Origin of the sequence: Nocardioides thalensis, from assembly GCF_013410655.1 — a bacterium.
GTDB lineage: Bacteria > Actinomycetota > Actinomycetes > Propionibacteriales > Nocardioidaceae > Nocardioides > Nocardioides thalensis.
Map to the genome: position 1 here is coordinate 3,165,436 of NZ_JACCFP010000001.1, position 12,738 is coordinate 3,178,173.

Annotated in this window: 15 protein-coding genes; 8 read left to right on the forward strand and 7 right to left on the reverse strand. The window is 73.4% G+C overall.

Annotated elements, in window-relative coordinates; translation table 11 throughout:
* Positions 1 to 21 precede the first annotated feature (21 nt).
* The 6 genes from HNR19_RS15465 (at position 22) to HNR19_RS15490 (ending at position 5,268) form a co-directional block, all read left to right on the forward strand.
* Complete coding sequence (locus HNR19_RS15465; RefSeq protein ID WP_179668748.1) at positions 22 to 672, forward strand: TetR/AcrR family transcriptional regulator; 651 nt, start codon at positions 22 to 24, stop codon at positions 670 to 672.
* An 88-nt stretch (positions 673 to 760) separates the two neighbouring features.
* Entirely contained in the window at positions 761 to 1,891 is a 1,131-nt protein-coding gene (gene alr / locus HNR19_RS15470) for an alanine racemase (RefSeq protein ID WP_179668749.1), read from the forward strand.
* Positions 1,888 to 2,838 (forward strand): D-alanine--D-alanine ligase family protein, encoded by a 951-nt coding sequence (locus tag HNR19_RS15475; RefSeq protein ID WP_179668750.1) that lies wholly within the window; start codon positions 1,888 to 1,890, stop codon positions 2,836 to 2,838. The genes alr and HNR19_RS15475 overlap by 4 nt, the downstream gene beginning before the upstream one ends.
* 41 nt (positions 2,839 to 2,879) lie before the next feature.
* Entirely contained in the window at positions 2,880 to 4,100 is a 1,221-nt protein-coding gene (locus tag HNR19_RS22875; protein ID WP_179668751.1) for a histidine kinase, read from the forward strand.
* The gene (locus HNR19_RS15485; RefSeq protein ID WP_343047215.1) at positions 4,076 to 4,780 is read left to right on the forward strand and encodes a response regulator; all 705 of its coding nucleotides are present in this window, start codon (positions 4,076 to 4,078) and stop codon (positions 4,778 to 4,780) included. Before HNR19_RS22875 ends, HNR19_RS15485 begins: the two co-directional genes overlap by 25 nt.
* A gap of 50 nt (positions 4,781 to 4,830) precedes the next feature.
* Positions 4,831 to 5,268 (forward strand): CoA-binding protein, encoded by a 438-nt coding sequence (locus HNR19_RS15490; RefSeq protein ID WP_179668752.1) that lies wholly within the window; start codon positions 4,831 to 4,833, stop codon positions 5,266 to 5,268.
* A gap of 10 nt (positions 5,269 to 5,278) precedes the next feature.
* Here the strand turns inward: HNR19_RS15490 and HNR19_RS15495 are convergent, their stop codons facing one another.
* The 7 genes from HNR19_RS15495 to HNR19_RS15525 form a co-directional block, all read right to left on the reverse strand.
* Positions 5,279 to 6,463 (reverse strand): heparan-alpha-glucosaminide N-acetyltransferase domain-containing protein, encoded by a 1,185-nt coding sequence (locus HNR19_RS15495; RefSeq protein WP_179668753.1) that lies wholly within the window; start codon positions 6,461 to 6,463, stop codon positions 5,279 to 5,281.
* A 3-nt stretch (positions 6,464 to 6,466) separates the two neighbouring features.
* Positions 6,467 to 6,961 carry a 5-(carboxyamino)imidazole ribonucleotide mutase gene (purE, locus tag HNR19_RS15500; protein WP_179668754.1) on the reverse strand — a complete coding sequence of 165 codons (495 nt, stop codon included), beginning with the start codon at positions 6,959 to 6,961 and terminating at the stop codon, positions 6,467 to 6,469.
* A gap of 22 nt (positions 6,962 to 6,983) precedes the next feature.
* The gene (locus HNR19_RS15505; protein WP_179668755.1) at positions 6,984 to 8,144 is read right to left on the reverse strand and encodes a 5-(carboxyamino)imidazole ribonucleotide synthase; all 1,161 of its coding nucleotides are present in this window, start codon (positions 8,142 to 8,144) and stop codon (positions 6,984 to 6,986) included.
* 16 nt (positions 8,145 to 8,160) lie between these two features.
* Positions 8,161 to 8,484: a winged helix-turn-helix domain-containing protein gene (locus tag HNR19_RS22880; protein WP_179668756.1), complete on the reverse strand. Its 324-nt coding sequence runs from the start codon at positions 8,482 to 8,484 to the stop codon at positions 8,161 to 8,163.
* An 83-nt stretch (positions 8,485 to 8,567) separates the two neighbouring features.
* Positions 8,568 to 9,503: an adenylate/guanylate cyclase domain-containing protein gene (locus HNR19_RS15515; protein WP_343047216.1), complete on the reverse strand. Its 936-nt coding sequence runs from the start codon at positions 9,501 to 9,503 to the stop codon at positions 8,568 to 8,570.
* Positions 9,496 to 10,023 (reverse strand): PH domain-containing protein, encoded by a 528-nt coding sequence (locus tag HNR19_RS15520; protein WP_179668757.1) that lies wholly within the window; start codon positions 10,021 to 10,023, stop codon positions 9,496 to 9,498. The genes HNR19_RS15515 and HNR19_RS15520 overlap by 8 nt, the downstream gene beginning before the upstream one ends.
* Positions 10,024 to 10,042: 19 nt before the next feature.
* Positions 10,043 to 10,867 carry a biotin--[acetyl-CoA-carboxylase] ligase gene (locus HNR19_RS15525; protein WP_343047217.1) on the reverse strand — a complete coding sequence of 275 codons (825 nt, stop codon included), beginning with the start codon at positions 10,865 to 10,867 and terminating at the stop codon, positions 10,043 to 10,045.
* Between the two features lie 41 nt (positions 10,868 to 10,908).
* On the opposite strand from HNR19_RS15525, the gene HNR19_RS15530 reads away from it, so the two are divergent.
* A complete protein-coding gene (locus HNR19_RS15530) occupies positions 10,909 to 12,528 on the forward strand; it encodes a carboxyl transferase domain-containing protein (protein WP_179668759.1) in 1,620 nt (539 codons plus the stop codon).
* The gene (locus HNR19_RS15535) at positions 12,525 to 12,737 is read left to right on the forward strand and encodes an acyl-CoA carboxylase epsilon subunit (RefSeq protein ID WP_179668760.1); all 213 of its coding nucleotides are present in this window, start codon (positions 12,525 to 12,527) and stop codon (positions 12,735 to 12,737) included. The genes HNR19_RS15530 and HNR19_RS15535 overlap by 4 nt, the downstream gene beginning before the upstream one ends.
* The last annotated feature ends 1 nt before the right edge of the window (position 12,738 follow it).

Here is a 12,738-nt window from a genome sequence, read left to right on the forward strand (position 1 = left end):
TCGTCCGAGAGGATCTCGTCCATGACCGCGCCCCCTGCGCCCACCGCCCGCGAGCGGCTCGTCGCCGCCGCGTTCGCGCTGTTCTCGCGCAACGGGTTCGCCAGCACGACCGTCGACCAGATCGCGGCCGAGGCCGGCGTCGGCCGGACGACGTTCTTCCGGAACTTCCCCTCCAAGGAGGACGTGGTCTTCCCCGACCACGAGCCCATCCTGCGCGCGGTCGAGGGGCGCCTGGCCAGCGCGTCGTCCGCGACGGCCACCGTCGCGGTGTTCGAGGCCGCCGCTCTGGTCCTCGACCACTACGTCGGCGAGGGCGACATCGCCCGCTCCCGCTACGAGCTGACGCGCTCGATCCCCGAGCTCCGGGCCGCCGAGATCGCCAACCAGCGCGACTACCAGCGCCTCTTCCGCGACCACGCGCGCGACTGGGGGTACGACGACCTCGACGCCGAGCTGCTCGCGGCGGGGGTCGTGACCGCGCACAACCACGTGCTCCGACGCTGGCTCCGCCGGCTGACCGACGTCCCCCGGACCGAGCTGGCCGCCGCCCTCGATCGGCTCCCCCACCGTCGCGCCGACAGCGAGGGCGACACCCAGATCGTCGTGCTGCGCACCAGCCGCGACCTCTCCTCGGTGCTCGAGACGCTGCGGTCGGGCCTCGACGGCGAGTAGCGGGTCCCGGCAGGTCGAGCCCGAGGTGCCGCAGGTCGGCACCTGCGACCGACGCGGCGGCCCCCTCGTCGTTCCTAGCGTTCCGGGCATGACCTCCACCGCCCTGCTCGAACCCGTCGTCGACCACCGCACGCGCGGCGCCGCGCTCCAGGTCGACCTCACCGCGATCGCGGAGAACACCCGGCTGCTCGCGGACCGCGCGGGCGGCGCGCTGATGGCCGTCGTGAAGGCCGACGGCTTCGGCCACGGCGCCGCCCGGGTGGCGCGGACCGCGCTCCGCAACGGGGCCTCGTGGCTCGGCGTGACCAGCCTCGAGGAGGCCGTCGCGCTGCGGCTCGACGGGATCACCGCGCCCGTCCTCAGCTGGCTCAACCCTGTCGACGTGCCGTTCCGCCAGGCGCTCGTCCACGACATCGACGTGGCGGTGCCCGGGCCGGAGCACCTCGCCGTCGTCGCAGCGGCCGCGCGCCGCGCCGGCAAACCGGCGCGGGTGCACCTCCACCTCGACGTCGGCCTGGCGCGCGACGGCGCGGCTCCCCTCGCCTGGGCCCGGCTCTGCCACGCGGCGCGGCGCGCGGAGCGCGACGGCACGGTGCGGGTGCTCGGCGTGATGGGCCACCTCGCGTGCGCGGACGAGCCCGGCCACCCGGCCAACGCGGCGGGGCGCGAGCGCTTCGCGTGGGGCGTCGCCGTCGCCCGGCGGCACGGGCTCCGGCCGCCGCTGCGCCACCTCGCCGCCACGTCGGCCACCCTCACCGACCCGCTGAGCCGGCACACGCTGTGCCGGGTCGGCGCCGGGCTGGTCGGCATCGACCCGACCGGCACCACCGCGCTGCGCGGCGCGATGACCCTCACCGCGCCGGTCGTCTCGATCCGTGAGGCCGGGGCGGGCACGCCCGTCGGCTACGGCCACCAGTGGACCGCCGCCCGCGCGACCCGCCTCGCCCTGCTCCCCCTGGGGTACGCCGACGGCGTCCCGCGGTGTGCGTCCGGCGTCGCCGAGGTGGCCGTGCACGGCCGCCGGTGCCCGGTCGTCGGACGGATCTCGATGGACCAGGTCGTCGTCGACGTCGGCGCCCTGCCGGTCGCGGTGGGCGACGTCGCGACCGTGTTCGGCCCCGGCGGGCACGGCGAGCCGACGATCGCCGACTGGGCCGCGTGGTCGGGCACCATCCCGCACGAGATCGTCACCGGCATCGGCGCGCGGGTGCACCGATGAGCGGCGACAAGCGGACCCGGGTGGCCGTCATCGGAGGCGGCGCCAACAGCGAGCACGAGGTCTCGCTGGCCTCGGCGGCCGCCGTGCGGGACGGGCTGCCCGCGGCGTCGTACGACGTCGTCGCGCTCACCATCGAGCGCGGCGGCGGGTGGCGGGACGGTGACGGGCGCCCGCTGGGCGCGGCCGGCGCGGTCGCCCTCCTGTCCACCTGCGACGTCGTGTTCCCCGCCGTGCACGGCGCCGGCGGCGAGGACGGCACCCTCGCCGCGCTCTGCGCGCTCGTCGAGGTGCCGTGCGTCGGTTCGCCGACCGGGGCCGGCGCTACCGCGATGGACAAGCAGCTCACCAAGCTCGTCGCCGCCTCGGTCGGCATCCGCGTCGCTGCCGGCCGGGTCGTGACGCCCGGCGACGCCCACCACGTCGGGTGGGACGGGCCGGTCGTGGTGAAGCCGCTGACGGCCGGCTCCAGCCAGGGCGTCGCCCGGGTCGACCGCGCCGACGACCTCGAGGCGGCGCTCAAGGAGGCGTTCGTGCACGACGACCGGGTGCTGGTCGAAGAGGTCGTCACCGGACGCGAGATCGACGTTTCCGTGCTCGGCTGCGCCGACGGCGCGCGGGTCGTGCCGCCCCCGCTGGAGATCGTCGGTCCGGGCATCTTCGACTACGCGACGAAGTACGGCGGCGGCGCCGACCTGCGGGTACCGGCCGAGGTGACGGAGGCCGAGCGCGACGTGCTGACCGACACCGCCGTGAAGATGTACGACGCGCTCGGCTGCCGTGGCCTGGCCCGCATCGACTTCTTCCTCACCGAGGACGGGCCGGTGCTGCTCGAGGTCAACACGATGCCCGGGCTCACCGAGCACTCGCAGGCGCCGCGGATGTTCGCGGCGGCCGGGATCACCTACCCGATGCTGCTCGACCGGATGGTCCGCGAGGCGCTTCGGTGAGCCCCGGCCGTGCACCGGAGCACGGCTGGCACGATCTCCCCGTGACCCGACGCGAGGAGCTGGCCCGGTGGCTGCCCGCCGTCGCGCTCGGGCTCACCGTGCTCGTGCTCGGGTTGTGGGAGCTCAACGAGCTGCTGCTCCGCCAGGGACCGGTCGCCGGGCTGGAGCTCGTGTTCGTCCTCGTGTTCGCCGTCGCGGTCGGCGCCTACCGACTGCGGCCCAGCCTCGCGCTCGGGCTGCTGTGGGTCGTGGCGATGCTCCACCTCGCCGCCGACATCCCGCTCCTGCTCGTCGAGGCGGCCGCGGGCGTGGTGGCCTTCGGCTGCGCGCGCTACGGCTCGGTGCCGACGGTCGTGGCCAGTGCCGCGTCGATCCCGGCGGTCGGCGCACTGGTGCTGGTCGCGTGGGGCATCGGCGTCGACCTCGCCCAGGCCAACGACCTCTACTTCCGGATCCTCGCGTCGGGTCCGGCGTCGTACTCCGTCGTCGGCGCGGTGGTCCTCGGCAGCGCAGTGCTGATCGTGCCGTGGCTGGTCGGCCTGCTGCTGCGCGTGCTCGGGCGCGAGGCGCAGACCCGCGCCGAGCAGATCGAGACCGCGCACGAGCGTGATCAGGCCGCCGAGCTCGCCGAGCTGCGGGAGGGCCAGGCCCGGCTCGCACGCGACGTGCACGACGTGGTCGGTCACTCGCTGGCGGTGATCCTGGCGCAGGCCGAGTCGGCGCAGTACCTCCCCGACGACGAGCCGGCCCGGCTCAAGGAGACGCTCGCGACGATCGCGACGTCGGCCCGCACGTCGCTCCAGGACGTGCGACAGGTGCTCGGCGCGACCAGCGACCGGACCCCGCGCGGCGGGCTCGACACCCTCATCGACGGCGTGAAGGCGAGCGGCCACGAGGTCATCTCGACCGAGATCGGCGACCCTCGGCCGCTGCCGCCGGAGCTCGAGGTCGTCGCCTACCGGGTGCTCCAGGAGATGCTGACCAACGCGATCCGGCACGGCCGGCGCGACGAGCCGGTGCACGTGGAGCGGCACTGGCAGGAGGAGCTCAGGATCGAGGTGCGCAACGTCATCGACATGGCGACGGTCGACACCGTCGCCATCGTGGCGGCGAACGACTACTCGCCGGTGCCGGGCAACGGGCTGGAGGGCATGCGGCGCCGGCTCGAGTCGGTCAACGGCCGGCTCGACGTACGGCCGCGCACCGGTGCCGGCCACCCGACGTTCACGGTGACCGCGTGGCTGCCGACGGGAGCGAGGTGACCGCCCCGGTGGCCGAGGACGGCGACATCCGGGTCGTCCTCGTCGACGACCAGGACCTGTTCCGCGAGGGCGTGCGGGTGATCGTCGACGCCCAGCCCGGGATGCACGTCGTCGGCACGGCCGCCGACGGGCTCGAGGCGATCGCGGTCGCCGAGGAGACCGAGCCCGACGTGGTGCTGATGGACCTGCGGATGCCCGAGATGGACGGGGTCGAGGCGACCCGCCAGCTGCTCGCGCCGGAGCGGGTCGCGCGCCGCGAGCGGGCACTCCGCGTCGTGGTGCTCACGACGTTCGACCTCGACGACCGGGCCGCGACGGCCATCCGGCACGGCGCCAGCGGGTTCCTGCTCAAGGACACCACCCCGATGCAGCTCGCCGAGGCGATCCGCACGGTCGCGGCGGGCAACGCGGTGCTCGCGCCGCAGGACCTCGCCCGCCTCCTGGACAGCACGTTCGGCGCCGCGGTCGCCCCGCCGGCGTCGTACCTCGCGCTGACGGAGAAGGAGCGCGACATCTTCGACGCCGTCGCGCGCGGGCTGTCGAACAGCGAGGTCGCCGCGACCGTCCACCTCAGCGAGTCGACGGTGAAGACCCACGTCGGCGCGGTCCTCCGCAAGCTCGGGCTGCGCGACCGGGTGCAGATCGTGGTCTTCGCCCACGAGCACGGCCTGCTCGGCTGAGGCCTGGTGGGCCGCGGGAAGCAACCGGCGCGCTCGTAGGTTGGGTAGGTATGAGCGCTCCTGCCTGGAAGGACCCGGCCGTCATCGACACCATGCTCGACGAGCGGGAGGTGTGGGCCGTGGTCGGCCTCAGCGGCGACCCGTGGCGTACGGCGTACTCGATCGCCGAGGAGCTCCAGGCCAACGGCAAGCGGGTGGTGCCGATCCACCCGTCGGCCGACGGCGAGAAGAAGGTGCTCGGCGAGCTGGTCTACAAGTCCCTCGCCGACGTGCCGTTCCCGATCGACGTGGTCGACGTGTTCCGCCGCTCCGAGGACGCCGGCCAGCACGTCGACGAGGCGATCGCGGTGGGCGCCAAGGGCGTGTGGTTCCAGATGGGCGTCATCGACCAGGCCGCGTTCGAGCGCGCGCAGGCCGCCGGCATGCCGATGGTGATGGACATCTGCCCGTCGCAGGTCTGGCACTACCGGCGCCGGGCGCGCGCCTGAGCCCGATCAGCTAGCGCTCGGTCGTACGGCGCAGCGCCCTGCCCGGCGCGCCGACGACCGCCTCGAGCGGCCCGCGGCGCCCGATCGCGATGAAGAAGGCACCCACGGCGAGCACCACCAGCACGTGCCAGATGAACGTGTCGGGCTCCTCCGCCGGCCACACGTCGGGGGTGCGCAGCACCGCGTGCAGCGAGTAGAGCGACAGCGTCATCGTGCCCGCGCCGAAGAGCACCGCGACCGTCCGGCGGCCGGCCTCTGGCAGCAGGTCGACGAGCAGGAGGCACAGCCCGATCACGAGCAGCGAGCTGCCGATCGTCTGGGCGAGGTCGAACGGCGTCGCCGAGTGGGGCGAGACGATCAGCAGCCACTGCCACGCGCCGTCGGCAGGCGTGGTGCCGTGCTGGCTGCCGCTGACGAGGACCAGGAACTCGTCGCGGCCGAGGTCGGGCGAGCGCGGGAAGATCGCCTCGCGCACCTGCGGATACGCCGTGGCGATCCGCGAGATCGTCGTGGCGAGGATCGCCAGGCCGGCGCCGCCGGCGGCGAGCGCGGCGGGCAACGCCCGGCCGCGCAGGTCGCAGCGCCCCAGCGCCATCCCGGCGAGCAGGTAGGCCAGCCACGGGACCGCCGGGTAGTAGCCGGTCAGCAGGAGCTCGCTCAGGAGCGGTCCGGGGTCTCCGAGCTGCTCGAAGTGCGGGCTCTCCCACCGCCGCTCGGGGAGAGCGGGCCGCACCAGGTGGGACACCACCGGCGCCGCGACGACCCACGCCGCGGCGAGCATCGCGAGCGACCGCGCGCGCAGGGCGAGGAACGGCAGGCCCAGCAGGAACAGCACGCCGTAGTAGGTCAGGATGATCGCCAGCCCGGTCTCCAGCTCACCGAGCCCGAGACCGACCAGCGCCACCAGCGCGGCCCTGATCGCGAGGCCCGTCGCCGCCCGCCGCCGGTCGCCGCCCTGCAGCGGCTCGCGTCCCCCGCTGAGCAGCGCAAGCGTCACCCCCGCCAGCACCGCGAACAGCGCGGAGGCGCGCCCGCCCGCGAGCTCGTGCGCGAACGTGAGCTCGCCATTCGCCGTACGGCTCTCGAGGACGTGGGTCGCGATCATCCCGACCAGCGCGAGGCAGCGCGCCACGTCGAGGCCGACGAGGCGGCGCACCGGTGGTTGAGGTGCGAGCGCAGCGAGCCTCGAAACCACCGGCTACCCGGCGTCGCCGCGCACGACCGCGCCCTTGGCCTGGGCGGCGGCCTTGAGGTCGGCCTGGAACTCGAGCATCTGCTTCTGCAGGTCGGGGTCGCCGGCGGCGAGGATGCGGACGGCGAGCAGGCCGGCGTTGCGGGCGCCGCCCACCGCGACGGTCGCGACGGGCACGCCCGCGGGCATCTGCACGATGGAGAGCAGGGAGTCCAGGCCGTCGAGGTACTTCAGCGGCACCGGCACGCCGATCACCGGCAGCGGCGTGACCGACGCGAGCATCCCGGGCAGGTGGGCCGCTCCCCCGGCGCCGGCGATGATCACCTCGAGCCCGCGACCGTGGGCGTCCTTCCCGTAGGCGAGCATCTCCTCCGGCATCCGGTGCGCCGAGACGACGTCGGCCTCGTAGTCGATGCCGAACTCCTTCAGCGCCTCGGCGGCCGCGGCCATCACCGGCCAGTCGGAATCCGAGCCCATCACGATGCCCACGCGCGCAGTCATGGGCGAAGGCTAGCGCCGGTGGTCACTCCGACTCGTTCCCCAGGTCCCCCCGGAACCACGCCGCCGCGTGCCGTGCGCGCTCGAGGCAGTCCTCGAGGTCGTCGCCGTAGGCGTTGACGTGCCCGACCTTGCGCCCCGGCCGCAGCTCCTTGCCGTAGAGGTGCACCCGCAGCCGCGGGTCGCGCGCCATCGCGTGCGGGTAGCCGTCGTACAGCCGCCCCACGTCGGGGTTGTCGGACCCGAGGATGTTGACCATCACCGTCCACGGCGCGCGCGGGGCGGGCGAGCCGAGCGGCAGGTCCATCACGGCGCGCAGGTGGTTCTCGAACTGCGAGGTGACCGCGCCGTCCTGGCTCCAGTGGCCGGTGTTGTGCGGGCGCATCGCGAGCTCGTTGACGAGGATCCGGCCGTCCCGGGTCTCGAACAGCTCGACCGCGAGGATGCCGGTGACCCCGAGCTTCCCGGCCACCGCGAGCGCCAGCTCCTGGGCGTCGCCGGCGAGCGCCGGGTCGAGGTCGGGGGCCGGCGCGACGACCTCGTGGCAGATGCCGTCGACCTGGGTCGTGGCGACGACGGGGTACGACGCAGCCTGGCCGCTGGGGGCGCGGGCGACGAGCGCCGAGAGCTCGCGCCGGAAGTCCACGAGCTCCTCGGCGAGCAGCCGGACGCCGCGGTCCTGCGCGGTCGCGAGCGGCTCGGCGACGTCGGCCGGCTCGCGCACCACCCAGACGCCGCGGCCGTCGTAGCCGCCGCGGCTGACCTTGAGCACGCACGGGAAGCCGAACGCCTCGACGTCGGCGACCGAGGCGACCACTGCCCACCGCGGCTGCGGGGCGTCGAGCAGCGCCATCGCCTCGCGCATCACGACCTTGTCCTGCGCGTGGACCAGCGCCTCCGGCCCCGGCCGTACGGCGACGCCGGCCTCCGCGAGCGCGTGCAGGTGCTGGGTCGGCACGTGCTCGTGGTCGAACGTCACGACGGCGCAGCCGGCGGTGACCTCGCGCAGCGTGGGCAGGTCGGTGTAGTCGCCGACCATCTGGTCGGGGATGACCTGGGCGGCGGACACACCCTCGGCCTCGGCGAGGAGGCGGAGCGGGAGTCCGAGGGCGATGGCGGGCTGGGCCATCATCCGGGCCAGCTGGCCACCACCGATGACGGCGAGGCGGGGAGCGGGTTCCGGCACCCGCAGAGGTTATCCGCTAGGCAGTCGGCGCCGGCGCGGCGGGCTCGGTCTCGAAACGCAGCCCCTGGCCGCGGACCGTCGTGATGAGGACCGGGTGCCGGGTGTCGTCGCCGAGCTTGCGGCGCACCCAGCCGAGGTGGACGTCGATGGTCTTCGACGAGGTCCAGAAGTCGGCGTGCCACACGTCGCGCATCAGCTCCTCGCGACTGACGATGACGCCGGCCTTCGCGATGAGGGCGTGGACCAGGTCGAACTCCTTGCGGGAGAACAACACCTCACGCTCGCCCCGCCACACGCGCCGAGCGTCCGGGTCGAGCCGCACGTCCTGCACCTCGATCACAGGCACAACGTAGGGACCTACGGCCGTCCGCGAGGTCGTATTGCACCAAATTTTGCGAAAGGCAATCTGCGACGAACGGTCGGTCAGACGCGACGAGCGGTCAGCGGCTCGACGATGCCGAAGCCCCGGACCGGCCGCGGCGGCAGCGGCCGGGACTCGATCTGGTCGCCGGGCAGCAGGTCGGCGGTGGCCGCGTCGATGATGATCCGGTTGCGCCGGGCGACGTTGGTCAGCCGGGACGCGAGGTTGACGGGCGGCCCGAACACGTCGCCGAGGCGCATCACCACGGCCCCGGTGGCCAGCCCGACCCGGACGTCGGGCATCCGGCTGTCGCGGCCGATCACGTTGATGATCCCCTCGGCGGTCGCGAACGCGGCGAGCGGATCGTCGTTCACGAAGAGCACGGCGTCGCCCATGCTCTTGATCAGGCGGCCGTGCTGGGCGGCGATCACGTCGCCGCAGCGCGCCTCGAAGAGCTCGACCAGGTCGCCGATCCGCTCCCGGGTGAGCTCGTTGGACAGCGCGGTGAACCCGACGATGTCGGCGAAGCCCACCGTCACCTGGACGGTGCCCGCCTCCTCGTCGACCGCGCGCACCGACTCCATCCGCGCCAGCGAAGCGCTCAGGTGCCGCCGCCAGGCGTGGATGATGAGGTCCTCGAACGCCTTGCCGTACTTGTCGATCGCCCACGTCGCGGGGTCGCCGTCGGGCGAGCCGCCCGCGGCGGCGTACGCCTCCTCGACGTGCTGGACGAGGGTGCTCACCTCCCAGTCGGCGAGCCGCGCCATCGTCAGCCCGACGCCGCGCGCGACGTTGTAGATGACGTCGAGGTCGACGATCCCGTCGCGGAGCACCGCCATGACGGTCTCGAGCGCGACGACGTCGTCCTTGGAGAACGCGGGCGCGTCACCGCTCTCGGGGAAGCCGAGGATCCGCCAGAGCCGCCGCGCCTGGTCGACGGGCATCCCGGCGCGCTCGGCGACCTCCGCGGCGGTGAGGGACGGTGCCTCGTCAGACACCTTCGTCCGCTCGGCGCGCGTCGGGACCGCCGCCGCCGTGCAGGCGGTGCAGCTGCTCGTTGAGCTGCAGCTGGGTGCGCTCCACGTGCGGGATGTCGTTGAGCCGGACCTCGCCGAACGTGGAGGCGTCGGTGATCACCAGCGTGCCGCAGCCGAACGGCCGGTCGATCAGGTTGATCTCGATCTGCACGTCGCTGACGCGCGCGAGCGGGATGTCGTGGCCGCGGCGGGTGATGATGCCCTGCCGCGTGATGAGCCGTCGCTCGGTGATGCCGTGGACCGTCGTCAGCCAGTCGAGGAACGGCCGGACGCAGAACCAGAGGATGCCGATCAGCACCACGACCCAGACGGCGAGCTCGAGCCAGCCGAGGTCCTCGTCGTCGATCAGGACCTGCACGGCGACGCCGATCGCGAGCAGCACGACGAGCGCGAGCATCGGGCCGAACAGCGCCTTCGGGTGCTGGCGCGTGCTGACCAGCAGGTTCTCGCCGGGGTTGAGCAGCTTCTGTGAGATGGCCACGCCCGGATCATCCCACCAATTACTTGCCGGCGGGTCGTACGTGCACCACGTCGCCCGCGCCCACCCGCTCGGTGCCGCCGACCGTGTCGACGACGAGGCGGCCGTCGGGGTCGACCGCCGTCGCGGTGCCCGTCATCGACTCGCCGCCCGGCAGGTCGACCCGCACCTCCTGGCCGATGGTCGCGCAGTTGGCGGAGTACGACGCCGCGAGGCGGCTCGCGGCGGCCTCGCCGCCTGCCTGCCAGGCGTCGTAGCCCTCACGGACGGCAGCCACGACGTCGAGCAGCACCGTCTCGCGGTCGGGCACGGCAGTGCCGTCGTGCGCGGCGATGCCGAGCGACGTGGCGGTCGCGACGGGCAGCTCGTCCTCGCCGAGGTCGACGTTGATCCCGGCGCCCACGATCGCGGCCGGGCCGTCGGGCGTCTCCACCCGCTCGACCAGGATGCCGGCCACCTTGCGGTCGTCAACCAGCACGTCGTTGGGCCACTTCACGCGGGCGTCGTACCCCAGCGCCCGCAGGGCCTTGGCGACCGTGTGGCCGGTCAGCAGCGGCAGCCACGGCCACGCCGCGGGTGCGACGGACGGGCGGAGCATGAGGGAGAACGTGACCGCCGTGCCCGGCGGGGTCTCCCAGGTGCGGTCGAGGCGGCCGCGGCCGGCCGTCTGGTGGTCGGCGACGACGACCAGGCCCTCGGGTGCGCCGGCGCGCGCCCGTTCGGCCGCGACCTGGTTGGTCGAGGCGGCCTCGGGCAGCAGCTCGAGGCTCAGGTCGGGCAGCTTGTCGAACGCCTCGGCGAGCGCGGACGAGTCGAGGGGTGGGCGCGAGGTGGGGGCTCCGGTCACGCCCACTACCCTTCCCCATTGACGCAAGGAGGCCAACCACCGTGACTGCCGAACCCGCCGCCACTCAGGACCAGCCCGACATCCACACCACCGCCGGCAAGCTCGCCGACCTCGAACGCCGGCTCGACGAGGCGGTCCACGCCGCCAGCGAGAAGGCGGTGGAGAAGCAGCACGCCAAGGGCCGTCAGACCGCCCGCGAGCGGATCGAGCAGCTCTTCGACGAGGGCTCTTTCGTCGAGATGGACGAGCTGGCACGGCACCGGTCCACCAACTTCGGGCTCGAGAAGAACCGCCCGTACGGCGACGGCGTCATCACCGGCTACGGCACGATCGACGGCCGCCAGGTGTGCGTGTTCTCCCAGGACTTCACGATCTTCGGCGGCTCGCTCGGCGAGGTCTACGGCGAGAAGATCACCAAGGTGATGGACCTCGCCATCAAGACCGGCTCGCCGATCATCGGCATCAACGAGGGCGCCGGCGCCCGCATCCAGGAGGGCGTCGTCTCGCTCGGTCTGTACGGCGAGATCTTCCGCCGCAACGTCCACGCCTCCGGCGTCATCCCGCAGATCTCGCTGATCATGGGCAACTGCGCCGGCGGCCACGTCTACTCCCCCGCGGTCACCGACTTCACCGTGATGGTCGACCAGACCTCGGCGATGTTCATCACCGGACCCGACGTGATCAAGACCGTCACCGGCGAGGACGTCACGATGGAGGAGCTCGGCGGCGCCCGGGCCCACAACACCAAGTCCGGCAACGCCCACTACATGGCCGCCGACGAGGAGGACGCGCTCGAGTACGTCAAGGCGCTGCTGTCCTACCTCCCGCAGAACAACATGGACGAGCCGCCGTCCTTCCCGGAGGAGGCCGACCTTGCCCCCACCGACGAGGACCTCGCGCTCGACACGCTGATCCCCGACAGCCCGAACCAGCCCTACGACATGCACGACGTCATCACGACCGTGCTCGACGACGGCGAGTTCCTCGAGGTGCAGCCGCTCTTCGCGCCCAACATCATCGTCGGCTACGGCCGGGTCGAGGGCCACTCGGTCGGCATCGTGGCCAACCAGCCGATGCAGTTCGCCGGCACCCTCGACATCGACGCCTCCGAGAAGGCCGCCCGGTTCGTGCGCACCTGCGACGCGTTCAACATCCCGGTCGTCACCTTCGTCGACGTGCCCGGCTTCCTCCCCGGCGTCGGCCAGGAGCACGCCGGCATCATCCGCCGCGGCGCGAAGCTGATCTACGCCTACGCCGAGGCCACCGTCCCGCTGGTCACGATCATCACCCGCAAGGCCTACGGCGGCGCCTACGACGTCATGGGCTCCAAGCACCTCGGCGCCGACCTCAACCTGTCGTGGCCCACCGGCCAGATCGCGGTGATGGGCGCTCAGGGCGCGGCCAACATCGTCTACCGCCGCGAGCTCAAGGAGCTCGCCGACAGCGGAACCTCGCAGGAGCAGGTCGACACCCGGCGCGCCGAGCTGATCGACGAGTACGAGACCACGCTCGCCAACCCCTACATCGCGGCCGAGCGCGGCTACATCGACGCCGTCATCCGCCCGCACGAGACGCGCGCCGAGATCGTCCGCGGCCTGCGGCTGCTGCGCACCAAGCGGGAAGTCCTCCCGCCCAAGAAGCACGGGAACATCCCGCTGTGACCGAGGACCAGAAGCCGCTGCTGAAGGTGGTCTCCCCCGACGCCACCCCCGAGGAGGTCGCCGCGATCGTCGCGGTGTTCTCGGCGCTGGGCGGCGGCGAGCCCGCGCCCGAGCCGCCGAAGTCGCAATGGGCCGCACCGGCCGCGCGCATGCGGAAGCCGCTCGCCCACGGCCCGGGGGCCTGGCGGGCGAGCGGCCTGCGCGGCTGAC